Source organism: Burkholderia sp. JKS000303 (assembly GCF_002563755.1).
Classification (GTDB): Bacteria; Pseudomonadota; Gammaproteobacteria; order Burkholderiales; family Burkholderiaceae; genus Burkholderia; species Burkholderia anthina_B.
Map to the genome: position 1 here is coordinate 2,760,171 of NZ_PDBZ01000001.1, position 15,397 is coordinate 2,775,567.

General features: G+C 67.2%; 14 protein-coding genes. 4 read left to right on the forward strand and 10 right to left on the reverse strand.

The annotated features are described in order from the left end of the window. Positions 1-149: 149 nt before the first annotated feature. From BX604_RS13250 to BX604_RS13260, 3 genes are all read left to right on the forward strand, one after another. Positions 150-500: a hypothetical protein gene (locus tag BX604_RS13250; RefSeq protein WP_098551187.1), complete on the forward strand. Its 351-nt coding sequence runs from the start codon at positions 150-152 to the stop codon at positions 498-500. A gap of 62 nt (positions 501-562) precedes the next feature. Continuing rightward, positions 563-1,732, forward strand: a complete 1,170-nt coding sequence (gene hpnI, locus BX604_RS13255; protein ID WP_098551188.1) for a bacteriohopanetetrol glucosamine biosynthesis glycosyltransferase HpnI — start codon at positions 563-565, stop codon at positions 1,730-1,732. Then, positions 1,729-2,817 carry a lysylphosphatidylglycerol synthase domain-containing protein gene (locus BX604_RS13260; RefSeq protein WP_098551189.1) on the forward strand — a complete coding sequence of 363 codons (1,089 nt, stop codon included), beginning with the start codon at positions 1,729-1,731 and terminating at the stop codon, positions 2,815-2,817. Before hpnI ends, BX604_RS13260 begins: the two co-directional genes overlap by 4 nt. A 68-nt stretch (positions 2,818-2,885) precedes the next feature. Here BX604_RS13260 and denD read toward each other — a convergent pair whose 3' ends face one another. The 10 genes from denD to BX604_RS13310 form a co-directional block, all read right to left on the reverse strand. Next, positions 2,886-3,857 (reverse strand): D-erythronate dehydrogenase, encoded by a 972-nt coding sequence (denD, locus tag BX604_RS13265; RefSeq protein ID WP_098551190.1) that lies wholly within the window; start codon positions 3,855-3,857, stop codon positions 2,886-2,888. Positions 3,858-3,885: 28 nt separating this feature from the next. Next, complete coding sequence (gene otnI, locus BX604_RS13270) at positions 3,886-4,662, reverse strand: 2-oxo-tetronate isomerase (RefSeq protein ID WP_098551191.1); 777 nt, start codon at positions 4,660-4,662, stop codon at positions 3,886-3,888. A 61-nt stretch (positions 4,663-4,723) separates the two neighbouring features. Then, on the reverse strand, positions 4,724-6,049 hold the full coding sequence (locus BX604_RS13275) for an MFS transporter (RefSeq protein ID WP_098551192.1): 1,326 nt from the start codon (positions 6,047-6,049) through the stop codon (positions 4,724-4,726). 118 nt (positions 6,050-6,167) lie between these two features. Then, positions 6,168-6,806: a 3-oxo-tetronate 4-phosphate decarboxylase gene (otnC, locus tag BX604_RS13280; RefSeq protein ID WP_098552859.1), complete on the reverse strand. Its 639-nt coding sequence runs from the start codon at positions 6,804-6,806 to the stop codon at positions 6,168-6,170. Then, positions 6,806-8,104, reverse strand: a complete 1,299-nt coding sequence (gene otnK, locus BX604_RS13285) for a 3-oxo-tetronate kinase (protein WP_098551193.1) — start codon at positions 8,102-8,104, stop codon at positions 6,806-6,808. The genes otnC and otnK overlap by 1 nt, the downstream gene beginning before the upstream one ends. 19 nt (positions 8,105-8,123) lie before the next feature. Then, positions 8,124-9,020 carry an L-threonate dehydrogenase gene (gene ltnD, locus BX604_RS13290; protein ID WP_341772666.1) on the reverse strand — a complete coding sequence of 299 codons (897 nt, stop codon included), beginning with the start codon at positions 9,018-9,020 and terminating at the stop codon, positions 8,124-8,126. A 56-nt stretch (positions 9,021-9,076) separates the two neighbouring features. Continuing rightward, a complete protein-coding gene (locus BX604_RS13295) occupies positions 9,077-9,781 on the reverse strand; it encodes a FadR/GntR family transcriptional regulator (protein WP_098551195.1) in 705 nt (234 codons plus the stop codon). 157 nt (positions 9,782-9,938) lie between these two features. After that, positions 9,939-10,718 carry an IclR family transcriptional regulator gene (locus tag BX604_RS13300; protein WP_098551196.1) on the reverse strand — a complete coding sequence of 260 codons (780 nt, stop codon included), beginning with the start codon at positions 10,716-10,718 and terminating at the stop codon, positions 9,939-9,941. A gap of 27 nt (positions 10,719-10,745) precedes the next feature. Beyond that, positions 10,746-11,867: an FAD-dependent monooxygenase gene (locus BX604_RS13305; protein WP_098551197.1), complete on the reverse strand. Its 1,122-nt coding sequence runs from the start codon at positions 11,865-11,867 to the stop codon at positions 10,746-10,748. Between the two features lie 252 nt (positions 11,868-12,119). Further along, complete coding sequence (locus BX604_RS13310; RefSeq protein WP_098551198.1) at positions 12,120-13,193, reverse strand: porin; 1,074 nt, start codon at positions 13,191-13,193, stop codon at positions 12,120-12,122. 278 nt (positions 13,194-13,471) lie between these two features. On the opposite strand from BX604_RS13310, the gene BX604_RS13315 reads away from it, so the two are divergent. After that, positions 13,472-15,307, forward strand: coding sequence for a sulfatase-like hydrolase/transferase (locus BX604_RS13315; protein ID WP_098551199.1), 1,836 nt, complete (start codon positions 13,472-13,474; stop codon positions 15,305-15,307). The last annotated feature ends 90 nt before the right edge of the window (positions 15,308-15,397 follow it).

Consider the following 15,397-nt stretch of genomic DNA (forward strand, 5'->3'; position numbering starts at 1 on the left):
GGCCACACCGTTTCCCCGGTTGTTCCCCGCTTCTCCAGGTTCCGGACGACGCAGCACGTTCGGCACGGACCGCACACGGGGCCCCGAATCCGCGACCCGTCGACCGAACCGGTTCGACGCCGGTCGACTACACGGGAGGTTCGTTCTTGATGGCACCCTCGACGATCGAGCGATGGCGCGCCTATTTGCTGATCGCTGCGCTGGCCGGCATGGTCATCCAGTGCTTCGTGCTGGTGTCGTTGCTCGCGCTGCGCGTACCCGAAGCGTTTTTCACCACGATGACATTTCGCGCATGGATCGTCGTCGCGATCGCGATGGCAATCCTGTCGGCCCGTAAGGTAGCCGACGCCGCGTTTACGGCCGCGCTCGCGTGCGGCGACGTGTGCGTGAGCGGGATTGATCGTTGCACGGTAGCCGTGTCACCGGATTGCGCGTACCGTTCGTGGGTCATCCTCTACATTCGGCTCAACGGCAACCGTTTCGACCGCGTGTGTGGATGAGCCCGTGCGCGCGGTGCCGGTCCCGGCGTCGCGGTCGTACGGGGAAACCATAGGGACGAAGCATGGTCTTGCTGCATGTGGCGCACGCGCTGGGCTGGGCAATGTCGGTCGTTTGCGGGCTCGGCGCGGTGCTGGGCATGGCGTACACGATCGTGGCCAGCGTGCTGGTTGGCCGGTTCTTTTCCCGCGCGGCGACGCCGCCGCGCGATTTTCCGGGCGTCACCATCGCGAAGCCGCTGCACGGCGACGAGTGGCAGCTCGTACAGCATCTTGAAAGCTTCTTCGTCCAGGACTATCCGGGACCGGTTCAGCACCTGTTCGGCGTGCACGATGCGGACGACGCCGCGCTCGACGCCGTCGCGACGCTGCGCGCGCGCTACCCGGACGCGAACATTACGGTCGTCGCCGACGCGCGGCTGTACGGGCCGAACCGGAAGATCGCCAATCTCGTCAACATGCTCGAACGCGCGGAGCACTCGGTGCTCTGTCTCGCCGACAGCGACGTGCTGGTCGAGCGGGACTATTTGCGTGCCGTCGTCGGCGCGCTGCAGGAGCCGGAGGTCGGGATCGTGACGAGCGTGTATCGCGGCGTCCCGTCGCCGGGCTTCTGGCCGCGTGTCGCGGTCGCGATGACGAACTACCATTTTCTGCCGGGCGTGATCACCGGGCTGTTCATCGGTCGTGCGCGGCCGTGCTTCGGCCAGACGATCGCGATCACGCGCGCGACGCTCGAACGCATCGGCGGCCTCGCGCGCTTCGCCCATCATCTGGCCGAGGATCACGCGCTCGGCGAAGCGGTGCGGCAGGCCGGCGCGCGGGTCGTCGTGCCGCCGTTCGCGGTCGGGCACGCGTGCGTCGAGGACACGTTTGCGACGCTGTACGCGCACGAACTGCGCTGGAGTTGCACCATCCGCGCCGCGGACCGGATCGGCCATGCCGGCTCGGTGCTGATGCATCCGCTGCCGCTCGCGCTGATGGCGCTGCTGTTGTCCGGCGGCGCGTCGGCCGCCTGCTGGCTGACGGCGGCCGCGCTCGCGGTGCGCGCGCTGCTGATGGTGCAAACCGGGCGGGCGACCGGCGCGGGCCTGAGCGGCGCGGTGTGGTTGCCGTTCGTCGATCTGCTGCAGTTCGCGGTGTTCGTGTCGAGCTTCTTCTCGTCGCACGTCATCTGGCGCGGCACGCGGTTTCGCGTCGACCGTGAGGGTTTGCTGTCGCCGGCGGCGAAATCATGACGCACGACACGCATTCCGGCGGAGACGGTGCAAGCCCGCCGTCCGTGCGCGGCGACGCACGGCTGCGGCATGCGGGACGCCTGGCCGCGCTCGCGGGGCTGGCAATCGCGGTCTGGCTGATCTGGCGCGAGCATCCGCTCGATATCCTGCACCGCTTGGAGGCGGCCGGCGCCGGGCTGCTGATCGCCGCGCTCGCCCATATCCTGCCGATGCTTGCGAACGCATGGGACTGGCGGATGCTGATCCGCGGCCGGCGCCGGCCGTCGTTCGCGACGATGCTGAAGATCGTCTGGATCCGCGAATCGATCAACGGGTTGTTGCCGGTCGCGCGGATCGGCGGCGAAATCGTGTCGTTCAGCCTGCTGCGGCAGGCCGGCGTGCGGCCGGCCACCGCCGTCGCGAGCCTCGTCGCCGACATGCAGCTCACGCTGATCAGCCAACTGGTGTTCGCGCTGGTCGCGATCGGCTACGTGCTCGAGCGCGTGTCGTCCGATGCCGCGCGCGTGGCGGCGCAGCTCGCGATCGGGATGGCAGCGCTGGTGCCGGTGCTGCTGCTGTTCGCGCTGGTGCAGCATGCGCGGCCGTTCGAGCGGGCGATGCGCGCGCTCAACCACCTCACGAGCGGGAAGGTCTACGCGCTGGTCGGCGAATCGGCGCGCACCGATCAGTCGATCCGGATGATCTGGAGAAAGACGGGGATCGTCGTCCGCTATCTGGGGATCTGGCAGACGCTGCAGTTTGTCGGCTATTCGCTGGAAATCTGGCTCGCGCTGCGTTTTCTCGGCACCGATGCGACCTTCGCGCAGGCGCTCACGATCGAGGCGCTGATCCAGTTGCTGAGCAGCATCGCATTCCTGATGCCGGGCGGGCTCGGCGTGCAGGAGGGCGGCTTCGTGCTGATCGGCGGGCTGCTCGGGTTCGATGCGCCGACCTGTCTGGCGCTGGCCGGCGCGCGGCGCGTGCGCGACCTGCTATTCTATCTGCCGGGGTTGCTCGCGTGGCAGCACGCGGTCGGTGCGGCCCGCCCGCCGGGCGGCGCGACACCCGCGTCGATGCGGATCGGGGAGTCCGCCGGGCGGCGCTGAGCGGCGCGGCCCGACGTGGCGGCCTGCCGACACGGCCCGTTGCGGGCCGGGCGCGGCAGGCGCGACCATTAACGCCGTTCGTCGGCGATATGACTGCGGATCACGTCCGCGAACGACGTATCGCCCTTCAACCCGAGCGCTTCGGCGCGCGTCGTGTCCCAGCGGCCCGGCCAGCTGCCGACGATCTTCTCCACGCGTTCGTCCGGCGCATGGCGGATCATCTTCACGGCGTCGTTGCCCGCGACTTCGCGCAGCGCCTCGATCATCTCGTCGACCGACACCGACAGGCCCGGCAGGTTGATCACGCGCTTGTTGCCGAGCTTCGCGCTGTCGATCTCGCAGCCCGCGACGAGCGCTTCGATCGCGCCGCGCGGCGACAGCAGCCACAGCCGCGTCGACCCCGGCACCGGGCACACGCTTTCCTCGCCATTGAGCGGCTCGCGGATGATGCCGCTCGCGAACGACGATGCCGCCGCGTTCGGGCGGCCCGGCCGCACGCTGATGGTCGGCAGGCGCAGCACGCGGCCGTCGACGAAGCCGCGACGGGCGTAGTCGCACAGCAGCAGCTCGGCGATCGCCTTTTCCGCGCCATACGACGATTGCGGGTTCAGCGCGGTGTCGTCCTGCACGACGTCGGGCAGCACGCCGCCGTAGACGGCGACCGAGCTCGTGAACACGACGCGCGGCTGGTGGCCGCGCGCGCGGCACACTTCGAGCAGCGCGCGCGACGCGTCGAGGTTGATCCGCATGCCGAGGTCGAAATCGGCTTCGGCCTGCCCGCTGACGATCGCCGCGAGGTGGAAGATCGCGTTCGTCCGCGTGTCGATCGCGCTTTCGAGCACCGCGCGATCGGCGATGTCGCCGACGATCGACGTCACGCGCGCGTCGCCGAAATCGCTGCCCTTGACGACGTCGAGCAGCACCAGCTCGTCGATCGTGTCGATGCGGCCGTCGGGGCCGGTCAGTTCGCCGCGCTCGAGCAGCTTGCGTGCGAGGCGCTGGCCGAGAAAGCCGGCACCGCCGGTGATCAGTACTTTCATGTTCTTGACCCTCCAGGAAATACTTGAATTACAGGTACGGCTTGAGCCAGCCGAGGCCTTCGGACGTGCCGGCCTTCGGGCGGTATTCGCAGCCGATCCAGCCGTCGTAGCCGAGCGCGTCGATCAGCTCGAACAGGTACGGGTAGTTGAGTTCGCCGAGATCCGGCTCGTGGCGCTCGGGCACGCCGGCGATCTGGATGTGGCCGATGCCCGCGAAATCGCGCTTGAGCTTCATCGCGAGGTCGCCCTCGACGATCTGGCAGTGATAGCAGTCGAACTGCACCTTCAGGTTCGGCGCGCCGACTGCCGCGCAGATCTCGTGCGCGTCGTCCTGGCGGCTCAGGAAATAGCCGGGCATGTCGCGCTGGTTGATCGGCTCGATCAGGATCGTGATGCCGTGCGCGAAGGCAGCCTGGGCCGCATGCCGCAGGTTCGCCACGTAGGTGTCGCGATGGCGTGCGCGATCGGCACCCGGCGCGACCATCCCGGCCATCACGTGCAGCTTCTTGTTGCCGAGCACGCGCGCATAGTCGAGCGCCTGGTCGATGCCGCGGCGGAATTCGTCCTCGCGGCCCGGCAGCGACGCGGTCCCGCGCTCGCCGGCCGCCCAGTCGCCGGGCGGCGCGTTGAACAGCGCCTGTTCGAGGTTGTGTGCGTCGAGGCGCGCGCGGATGTCCTCGGCGGCGAAGTCGTACGGGAACAGGTACTCGACGGCCTTGAAGCCGTCGTAGGCGGCAGCGGCGAAGCGTTCGAGGAACGCGTGCTCGGTGTACATCATCGAGAGGTTGGCGGCGAAGCGGGGCATGGCAGCGGGTCCTGTGAATGAGTGGGGCGGGGCAGCGCGCCCCGCGTCGAATGATGGCGCGTCAGCGGTTCACGAGTTTCGCGGGCGTGAGCCACACGGCGATCGCACCGATCACGAGCATCGCCGCGAGCACGTACATGCCGGACGACGTGCTGTGCGTGGCGTCCTTCAGGTAGCCGATCACGTACGGGCTCGCGAAGCCGGCGAGGTTGCCGACCGAGTTGATGATCGCGATTCCGGCGGCGGCGGCGGAGCCGGCGAGGAACGCGGTCGGCAGCGACCAGAACAGCGGTGCGCAGGTCAGCACGCCGCCTGCCGCGAGCGACAGGAACACGATCGACACCGCCGTATTGTGCGAGTACGACGCGGCGACCGCAAACCCGACCGCGCCCATCAGCGCCGGCACGATCAGGTGCCAGCGGCGTTCGCGGCGCTTGTCCGCGCTGTGGCCGAACAGGTTCATCACGAAGATCGCGACGAGGAACGGAATCGCGGACAGCAGGCCGATCTGGAACGTATCGGTGATCCCGGTGGATTTGACGAGCGTCGGCATCCAGAACGTCAGGCCGTACTGGCCGGTGACGAACGCGAAGTAGATCAGCGACATCCACCACATGCGCGGGTCGGCGAACACGGCCTTCAGCGAATGGCCTTGTTTCTGCTGTTCCTGCGGCTGCGCGGCGATTTCCGATTCGAGCAATTGCTTCTCGCGCTCGTCGAGCCACTTCGCGCTGCGGATGTTGTTGTCGAGATAGAGGATCGTCGCGATGCCGACGAGCACGGCCGGCACGGCTTCGATCATGAACATCCATTGCCAGCCGTGAAAGCCCGAGCCGCCGTGAAAGCGCTCCATGATCCAGCCCGACAGCGGGTTGCCGAAAATGCCCGACACCGGGATCGCCGACATGAACACCGCGATGATCTTCGCGCGGCGATGCGACGGGAACCAGTACGTGAGGTACAGGATCACGCCCGGATAGAAGCCGGCTTCCGCGAGACCGAGCAGGAAGCGCAGCACGTAGAACTGCGTCGGCGTCTTCACGAACGCGAACACCGCCGACAGCAGCCCCCACGTGATCATGATCCGCGCGATCCAGATGCGCGCGCCGATGCGGTGCATCAGCATGTTGCTTGGCAGTTCGAACAGAAAGTAGCCGAGAAAAAAGATGCCGGCGCCGAGGCCGAACACCGTTTCGCTGAACGCGAGATCCTGCGACATCTGCAGCTTCGCGAAGCCGACGTTCACGCGGTCGAGATACGCGACCACGTAGCAGAGCATCAGGAACGGCACGATGCGCCAGAACACTTTCTTGTAGGTGCGGTCGAGTTCGGCCGATTGGGCGGGCGCGGCGGGCGAGCGGCTTGCGGCCGCGTCGAATGCAGTCATCGTCGTCTCCAGGGATGTCGTGTGCCGGCGGCGCGTACGCCGCCGGATCGTGTGTGCTGACGGAAGGGCCCGCGCACACGGCGGGCATGGGAATCGGTGCGGATGCGTGCGCGACGGGTTACCAGCGGGCGCCGAAGGTGTCGCGCAGTTCGTCGAGCGCCGCGTCGGAAAGCGGTTCGGGCTTCGGGTTCGTCATCAGCCACAGCCGCGCGGTTTCCTCGAGCTCCTCGAGCGCATACGACGCGTGCGACACCGACGACCCCCACATCACCGGACCGAGGCGGTCGAGCAGCACGCCGCGCACCTGGTCGGCGAGCGCCGCGACTTCGGCCGCGACGGCCGGGTCGCCCGGGCGCCGATAGCGGATCAGCGGAATGTGGCCGACCTTCATCACGTAGTACGGCGTGATCGGCGGCAGCACGTCGGTGTCGCGCCACACGCCCGCGAGCGTCAGCGCGACGAGGTGGGTCGAATGCGTGTGGACGACGCCGTTCGCTTGTGCGTTGCGCCCGTAGATGCCGCGGTGCAGCGCGAGCGTCTTTGACGGCTTGCCGCCCGACACGGGCTGGCCGTCGAGGCCGACCTTAGCGATGTCGTTCGGGTCGAGCCGGCCGAGGCAGGCATCGGTCGGCGTGATCAGCCAGCCGTCGGCAAGCCGCGCGCTGATGTTGCCGGCGCTGCCGACCGCATGGCCGCGCGCATACAGGCTCGCGCCGACGACGCAGATTTCTTCGCGCAGGGTTGCTTCGATGCTCATCATGCGGCTCCGTCCAGCGCGCGCAGCGCCTTGTCGAAAAAGTCCACCGTGCCGAAGTTGCCGGATTTCAGCGCGAGGCCGAGCGGCTGCGCGTCGATGGTGGCGGTGGCCGGCACGCCCGGATCGATCTGCGCGCCGATCTGCAGCGACTTCACGTCGAGCGCCTGTACGACCGCACCGGACGTCTCGCCGCCGGCGACGACGAACTTGCGCACGCCGAGTTCGCGCAGGCCGCGCGCGATCGCCGCGAGCGTGCTTTCGACGAGATGGCCGGCCGCTTCGACGCCGAGCGTCTGCTGGACGGCTTTCACTTCGTCGGGCGTCGCCGTCGCATAGATCAGCACGGGCTGCGGCAGGTGCGAGCGCGCGAAGGCCAGAGCGTCGTCGACGACGGGTTCGCCCCGCGCGGCCGCGAGCGGATCGATCCGGAAGCTCGGCCGGCTGTCGCGCCACGCGGCGACCTGCGCGTTGGTGGCTTTCGATGCGCTGCCGGCGAGCACTGCCGACAGCCCGTCGATGCGCGACAGCGACGCCGCGTTGTCGCGCTGCGGCAGCAGCCCCGCGCGGCGGAAATTCTCCGGCAGGCCGAGCGCGATGCCCGAGCCGCCGGTGACGAGCGGCAGGTTCGCGCATGCTTCGCCGAGCACGTGGAGATCATGGTCCGACAGCGCATCGGCGATCGCGAAGCGCACGCCGTCCGCACGCAGTGCTTCGATGCGCGCCCGCACGGCGGCCGCGCCCTGCGCGATCGTGTCGTAGCGGATCAGGCCGACCGGCGACTTCGTCTGCCGCTGCAGCACGCGCACGAGGTTTGCGTCCTTCATCGGCGTGAGCGGGTGGTTCTCCATGCCCGATTCGTTCAGCAGCACGTCGCCGACGAACAGGTGGCCGCGGAAGATCGTGCGGCCGTTCTCGGGAAACGCCGGGCACGCGATCGTGAAGCCGCCGTCGGTCGCATCGAGCAGCGCGTCGGCCACCGGTCCGAGGTTGCCCGCGTCGGTCGAGTCGAACGTCGAGCAGTACTTGAAGAAAAATTGCCGGCAGCCCTGCGCGCGCAGCCACGCGTAGGCGGCGAGCGACTGCGCGACGGCGTCGGCGGCGGGAATCGTGCGCGACTTCAGCGCGACGACGATCGCGTCGGCGTCGATGGCCGTGTCGGCTGCGGCGCCGTCGGCGGGCACGCCGATCGTCTGCACGGTGCGCATGCCGCTCTTGACGAGCATGTTCGCGAGATCGGTCGCGCCGGTGAAATCGTCGGCGATGCAGCCGAGCAGGGGGCGGGAAGCGGAAGCGGTCATGGGAGGAACGTCGTTCGAATCAGCGGGCAGGCGGCAGCGTGATGCCGGGGAAAGTCTTGATCACGGCGGAATCGTCTTCGCCGCCGTGGCCGGCGCTCGATGCGCTCATGAACATCTGGTGCGCGGTGGCCGACAGTGGCAGCGGGAACTTGCTGCGGCGCGCGGTATCGAGCACGAGGCCGAGATCCTTCACGAAGATGTCGACGGCCGACAGCGGCGTGTAGTCGCCGTTCAGGATGTGCGGCACGCGGTTCTCGAACATCCACGAATTGCCGGCGCTGTGCGTGATCACGTCGTACAGCGCGTCCGCATCGACGCCTTCGCGCAGGCCCAGCGCCATCGCCTCGGCGGCCGCGGCGATATGCACGCCGGCCAGCAACTGGTTGATGATCTTCACTTTCGAGCCGATGCCGTGCGTGTCGCCGAGGCGATAGACCTTGCCGGCGATCGCGGCGAGCACGTCGTCGCAGCCCGCATACGCGGCGGCGGGGCCCGACGTCATCATGGTCATCTCGCCCGACGCCGCGCGCGCGGCGCCGCCGGACACCGGCGCGTCGAGCATCTGCAGGCCCGCGGCCTCGATGCGCGCACCGAGTGCGATGGCGAATTCGGGCGCGACGGTCGCGCTCGCGATCACGACGCCGCCCGGCTTCATCGCCGCGACTGCACCGTGTTCGCCGAACAGCACCGTTTCGGTTTGCGCGGCATTGACGACGAGCGTGACGACGACGTCGCACTGCGCGCCGAGTTCGGCCGGGCTCGTGCAGGCCACGCCGCCTTCGGCCGCGAACGCCTGCAGCACGGTGTCGCGCACGTCGCATGCGTGCACGCGAAAGCCGGCGCGCAGCAGCGAGCGCGCGACGCCGAGGCCCATCGCGCCGAGGCCGATGACTCCAACATTTCGTGACATGGTCAACCTTGATCGATTCGGGAGAGGTTCGGGACAACGGCGGCGCACGCGCGCCGCCGGATTCAGCAGATGCCGGCTTCCGCGAGACGGCGGGCGGCGTTGTACATGTGGGTGCGTGCCGCGTTGCGCGCCGCCATCGGGTCGCGTGCGCGAATCGCGTCGGCGATCGCCGCATGTTCCTCGCGCACCTGGCGCGAGAAGTCGTCGCGCGTCGCTTCGTTGCGACGCGTCACCTTCACGCCGGCCTCGAGGTACTGGTTCAGGAACTGCAGCGTCTTCAGGAAATACGGGTTGCCGGTGACGGCCGCGATCGTGCGGTGGAACGCGACGTCTTCCGCGACGCCGTCGCGGCCTTCGGCCACCGCATCGTCGATCTTGCGCAGCGCGTCGTCGATGTCGGCCATGTCGTCGTCGGTGTGATGCAGCGCGGCTTCGGCCGCGACTTCAGCCTCGATCGCGCGGCGCACCGCGAGCAGGTGCGGCAGCGAACTGGCTTCGACCGCTTCCGCGTAGTCGATCCGCAGCGGCCGGATCGCGCCGTGCTGGTTCACGTACACGCCGCTGCCCTGGCGCGGCTCGACCACGCCTTCGTTCTTCAGCCGCGAGATCGCCTCGCGGATCACGGTGCGGCTCACGCCGAATTCCTGGGCGAGCACGGCTTCCGTCGGCAGCTTGCCGCTGGCCGAGAAACTGCCGGCTTCGATCTGCTTGAGCAACTGCTGCGCGACATGGTCGCTCATCGCACGGGCGGGAATTTTCTCGAACATGACGCTCTGGTTTGTAAGGTGATGTGGTCATCATACAAATTTGAATGTGCGTCAGCATCCGGGATAACCCTCGGTTAACGTGCTGCAACGTCGGTCAAGTTGATTGGAACCGGTTCCAAAAGTGGGCATCCCGCCGAAGCGGGACGAAGGGGGCGCGTCAGAGGCTCGAGCGGGAAAGCGTCTGGGCGGCTGCCTTGACGCTTGCCTCGACGATTTCGCGCAACGCGGGATTGGCTGAAAACGCGCTGTCGGGGCCTGCGATGCTGAGCGCGGCAAGCACGGTGCCGTTGTTGTCCCGGATCGCGGCCGCGCACGAGTCGATGCCGGCTTCGAGGCCCGAAAAACTCCAGGCGCAGCCGCTGTTGCGCACCGCGTCGAGCGTGCCGGCCAGCGTCTCCCAGTCGGGCGCGTCGCGATGGTCGGCCGGATTCGCATAGCGTGCGCGAAGCGCCGCGCTGTCCAGGCCGGCGAGCATCGCCAGCCCGGGCGTTGCCCGGTGCGCGGGAATCCGGCTGCCCACGCGAATGCGGCTGACCAGCGGCGTATCGGGCGTCTCGCCCAGCAGATAGACGATCTCCGTCCCCTCGAGCACCACCAGGTACGCGGACAGGCCGGTCCTGGCGACGAGGCCCGGGAGAATCTGCCGGGCCCGGGCCGTGAGGTCGGTGGTGCCCAGCGCGCTGGCGGCGAGCGTCAGGAACGGCAGGCCCAGGCGATACGATCCGCCGGACGGATGCGGTTCGATCAATTCCGCGGCCTCGAGCGAATCGAGCAGGCGCTTCACCGTCACGCGATTGACGTCGATTTGCCGCGCGATGTCGCTGAGATTCGCGGTCGAACCGCCTTCCGCGATGAATCTCAGCAGGCGAAAGGCGCGCTCCACCGGCGACGGCGAGGGGGCGGCCGGGCGCGAAGGGTCGGGTGTGTCCGTTGTCATCTCTGTCGTTGAAAGCGTGTGCGGGGTTCAGGCCAGCGGGACCGACCAGGCATCGTATCCGTAGACCCAGTCGGCGTTGCCGCCGACCTTCAGCCAGTTGTTGCCGCGCGAGCCGATCTGGATGCGCGCCGTCCGTTCCTGACGGGCGCGCTCATAGCGCGTCAGCGCGCCGGCGAGCGTGTCCGGCCCGACGCCGGTCAACGCACGCGACAGCACGACCGCATCCTCGATCGCCATGCCCGCGCCTTGCGCCATGAACGGCATCATCGGATGGCATGCGTCGCCGAGCAGCGCCATGCGTTCGCCGGTCCATTTCGGCAACGGATCGCGAATATACAACGCCGAGGCCAGCACCGTGTCGCATGCGGCGAGCAGCGCGCGCGCTTCCGGATGGAAGTCGGCATAGGCGCGCCGCAGCGCGTCGGGGTCGCCCGGCTTGGTCCACGATTCGTGCGTCCAGTCCGGCTGGGACGTGGTGGCGAAGATGAAGATGTCGCGGCCGAGATTCAGCGGGAACGTGACGATCTGCAGGTCGTCGGTGGGGCCCCACCATTTGACGAAGGCGCCGAGATCGCCGCCCTGGAGGCGCTCGGCCGGCACGACCGCCCGATACGACACGATGCCGGTGAACTGCGGGTGTTCGTCGCCGAACAGAAACCGGCGCACGCCGGAATGAATGCCGTCCGCGCCGAGCAGCAGGTCGAACGCGTGCGTCGAACCGTCGTCGAGCGTCACCGTCGCGCCGTCGGCCGTCCGGGCGACGGCCGCGGTGCGCTTGCCCAGCCGAAGTTCGCCGGGCAGCAGCGCCTGCTCCAGCGCGTCCATGACGTCCGCGCGATGCATCGTCAGTTGCGGCGCGCCGTACTGGCGCTCCGCTTCGTCCGACATCGGCAGCCGCGACGTGACCTCGCCGGTGTCCCACATGCGGCTGACGCGTGCGTTCGGCCGGGCGGCGGTCTCGCGCAGCTTCGCGCCGATGCCGAGCCCGTCGAGCGCGCGCACCGCGTTGGGCGTCAGGTTGATGTCGGCGCCGACGCGCCCGAAGCGGTCGGCCTGCTCGAAAACGACGGGACGATGCCCCGCCTTGCGCAGCGCGATGGCTGCCGTGAGCCCGCCGATTCCGCCGCCGACGATTCCGATGTTCAGCATGGTGTCTCCTGCATTGCTGTCTTTGATGTGTTCAAAATTGAACAAATAGAACTAAATTGAACCGACATGGTGCGACCAAATCCATCGGATCGCAAGGAAAAGGTCATGAGGTAAAACCCGGTCGGGACGGGGAAGGCAGGGGGCGACGAAGCGGGAAGCGGCAATGCAATGACGATCGACCGCCGATGCCGGGCGGCATCGCGGTCGATCGTCGGGGACGCGGGAGGGCGTGCGCGGGGTGTGCGCGACCCGTCAGAAGTTGTGGTGAATCCCGGTCAACAGCATCAACTGATTGCTCGTGCTCGACATGCCGGCAACGGACAACGACGCGAATCCGCCCGGGTTGGTGTGCTCGAAGATGCCCTGCGCGTAGAGTTGCGTCCGTTTGGACAGCGCGTAGATATAGCCGAGGCCTACCTGGGTCCAGCGGTGCGCATCGAGCGTGGTCGTATTGGCGCCGGCCGTCAACGAGGTAAACGGCGTGACCGACCATTCGGCGCCGGAGTCGTACGACTGGTAGATGTCAGCGTGTTGCTTCGACTGCAGCTTTACCCGTGTATAGAGCGCATGCAGCTTCACGGGCCCGAGCGTGTACGCGCCGCCGGCGCCCCAGAATTCCGCGCGGTCGGCCACATAGCTGGCGGCGGGCTGCCCCTGGAACGTGCCCAGCGCGAGCGGCGTCAGCGCGAACGCCTGGTTGTGCTGGCGCTGATAGAACGCCGAGGCCTGCAGCGGGCCGCGATCGTAGGTCACGGCCGTGCTCCACGTGTTGCCATGACCGAAGTTGGGGGTGTTGCCGAATCCGAACAGCCCGGCGACGCTGACGCCCCCGTAGCTCGGCGAGCGGTATTTCACCGCGTTGTCGATGACCGACGTGGCCGAGTTGGCCAGGCCGTCGACATTGCCCGGATGGAACATGTTCCACGAATTCCCCGCATAGGCATTGGCGAACGGCGTGAGGAAATCGAACGACAGCGCGCTCTGATGCCCGAGCGTCAGCGTTCCCAGCCGGCTCGATTCGAGGCCGACGTACGCACGGCGATTGAACTCGACGTTCGGGTTGACGAATGCGCCGGTGTTTGTGAAGAAGCCGGTCTCGAGACGAAATATCGAACGCAATCCGCCGCCCAGATCCTCGACGCCGACAATGCCCCAGCGATCCGGCTGCATGTTGCTCTGGTTGGCCTTGAACAGCGCATGGCCGCCGCTGTTGTTGACATAGGCGACGCCGGAATCGAGGCTGCCGTACAGCGTCACGCTGCTTTGCGCGGAAGCGGCTCCGCTGATTGAAATGGCAAGCAGTCCTACTAAATATGTTCTGTTCATTTTTGTTCAGGGCCGGCAGGAATCAGGATGGTCGATTTTAGTATTTACGTTCCATACAAGGAACGACGTTGTTTGTATGGAACATTAGAACATCAAATAAATTTGCTTATGACTCATGGTTTTTACCGAATTTGCGTGGATAAAACGCCGATGACAAAAACTGATTTTGTTCGAAAATCCTCTATGCAACAATGCCATCCACGAATCAATGTTCCGTAAATGGAACAAATTTGAACACCCCGGATGTTGCCGCAGGTCCTTTGTCATCGGAACGAGTCATGCCTGATCTGATCAATCCCGCAGGTTCACTGGAAGCGAATCGGGCGCTGCCCGACAGTCAGCGCCGCGTATTTCTCAAGACGTCCGGCGCCGTCGCGATGACGGCGGCCCTCGCGCCGTCCGTGGCGATGGCGGCCGGATCGGCGGAGAAGCCGGGGGCGAACCAGTCGAACCCCGCTCCGTCCGCACGATTCGATCTGCCGGCCGGCTACAACATCCTGTTCGTGCTGGTCGATCAGGAGCGCTATTTCGACGCATGGCCGATGAGCGTGCCGGGGCGCGAGCGTCTCGCGAGGAGCGGCGTCAGCTTCATCAACCATCAGATTGCCGCCTGCGTATGCTCGCCGTCGCGCTCGACCATCTATACGGGCCAGCACATGCAGCGCACGGGCGTGTTCGACAACGCGGGGCTGCCGTGGCAACCGGACATGCCGACGTCGATCCGGACCGTCGGGCACATGATGAAGGACGCCGGCTATCAGGCCGTGTACGTGGGCAAGTGGCATCTGAGCGCGACGATGCACGAATCGAATTCGCCGTACAACGCGCCGGTGGCCGACTACAACAAGGCCATGCGGGCGTACGGTTTCGACGACTATTTCGGTGTCGGCGATCTCGTCGGCTCCGCGCATGGCGGCTACAACTTCGACGGCGTGACCGCCCAGGCCGCCATCAGCTGGATGCGCGAGCAGCGGCGCGATGCGGCCGGCGCAAAGCCGTGGATGCTGGCGGTCAACCTCGTCAATCCCCATGACGTGATGTGGCTCAACACCGATCCGTCGGGGCGTCCGAACGGGTCCGGGTTGATTCCGACGCGTGCGGCGCCGGATACGCAGCTATACGACGCGCGTTGGGACAAGGTGCCGTTGCCGGTGTCGCGCCGCCAGCCGCTCGCTGCGCCGGACCGGCCGAAAGCGCATGCGATGTATTCCGCCGCGCACGAGACGCTGATCGGCAAGATCGAATTCGACGATGCGACGGTCAGGCGTTATCAGAATTACTACCTGAATTGCATACGCGACTGCGACCGGCACGTCGAACGCCTGCTCGACGAACTGGACGACCTCGGCATCGCCGACAAGACGATCGTCGTTCTGACGTCCGATCACGGCGACCTGGCGGGCCATCACCAGATGATCGACAAGGGCGCCAACGCGTATCGCCAGCAGAATCACGTGCCGATGATCATCCGGCATCCGGCGTTTCGCGGCGGGAAGTCGTGTCGCGCGCTGACTTCGCATCTCGATGTCGCACCGACGCTCGTCGCGTTGACCGGCGCGCCGGCCGACAAGGTCGCGAGCGTCGTCGGCGCCGACGCGAAAGGGTCGAGCTTCGCCCATCTGCTCGCGCAGCCCGAACGGGCGGACCTGCACGCGATCCGCGACGCAGCGCTCTTCAATTACGCGATGCTCCTTTACTACGACAGCGAGTGGATGCTCGCCGAGTTCAGGACGATGCGGGAGCGGGGCGTGCCGCCCGCGGAAATGCACCGGCGGGCGGCCGCGCTGCAACCGGACCTGACGCAGCGCGGCGCGATCCGCAGCGTGTTCGACGGCAGGTATCGATTCAGTCGTTACTTCGCGCTGTCGAACTTCAACGCGCCGGAAACGCTCGCGGATTTGAGCGCCGCCAATGATCTGGAGCTGTTCGATCTCTACACCGATCCTGACGAGCTGCACAATCTGGCGGCGCGCCCGGATGCGCATGGCGCGTTGATGCTGGAGATGAACGCGAAGCTGAATCGATTGATCCGGCAGGAAGTCGGTCAGGACGACCTGACGAGCCTGCCTTTCAAGGACGGTCGACTGCAGTTTCAGTTCAAGGCGCATGCCTGAGGCGAAGGAAGGCGGATAGCGGCCGACGCATGCGCACGCTGCCGCCGCCCCCCGGCGACGGCAGCGTGGCGCGTCATGCGCGCACCGTCG

Excerpts from the sequence above, each read along its gene's own strand:
- BX604_RS13250 (WP_098551187.1), top strand. The coding sequence starts at position 150 with ATGGCACCCTCGACGATCGAGCGATGGCGCGCCTATTTGCTGATCGCT.
- hpnI (WP_098551188.1), top strand. The coding sequence starts at position 563 with ATGGTCTTGCTGCATGTGGCGCACGCGCTGGGCTGGGCAATGTCGGTC.
- BX604_RS13260 (WP_098551189.1), top strand. The coding sequence starts at position 1,729 with ATGACGCACGACACGCATTCCGGCGGAGACGGTGCAAGCCCGCCGTCC.
- denD (WP_098551190.1), bottom strand. The coding sequence starts at position 3,857 with ATGAAAGTACTGATCACCGGCGGTGCCGGCTTTCTCGGCCAGCGCCTC.
- otnI (WP_098551191.1), bottom strand. The coding sequence starts at position 4,662 with ATGCCCCGCTTCGCCGCCAACCTCTCGATGATGTACACCGAGCACGCG.
- BX604_RS13275 (WP_098551192.1), bottom strand. The coding sequence starts at position 6,049 with ATGACTGCATTCGACGCGGCCGCAAGCCGCTCGCCCGCCGCGCCCGCC.
- otnC (WP_098552859.1), bottom strand. The coding sequence starts at position 6,806 with ATGAGCATCGAAGCAACCCTGCGCGAAGAAATCTGCGTCGTCGGCGCG.
- otnK (WP_098551193.1), bottom strand. The coding sequence starts at position 8,104 with ATGACCGCTTCCGCTTCCCGCCCCCTGCTCGGCTGCATCGCCGACGAT.
- BX604_RS13295 (WP_098551195.1), bottom strand. The coding sequence starts at position 9,781 with ATGTTCGAGAAAATTCCCGCCCGTGCGATGAGCGACCATGTCGCGCAG.
- BX604_RS13300 (WP_098551196.1), bottom strand. The coding sequence starts at position 10,718 with ATGACAACGGACACACCCGACCCTTCGCGCCCGGCCGCCCCCTCGCCG.
- BX604_RS13305 (WP_098551197.1), bottom strand. The coding sequence starts at position 11,867 with ATGCTGAACATCGGAATCGTCGGCGGCGGAATCGGCGGGCTCACGGCA.
- BX604_RS13310 (WP_098551198.1), bottom strand. The coding sequence starts at position 13,193 with ATGAACAGAACATATTTAGTAGGACTGCTTGCCATTTCAATCAGCGGA.
- BX604_RS13315 (WP_098551199.1), top strand. The coding sequence starts at position 13,472 with ATGCCTGATCTGATCAATCCCGCAGGTTCACTGGAAGCGAATCGGGCG.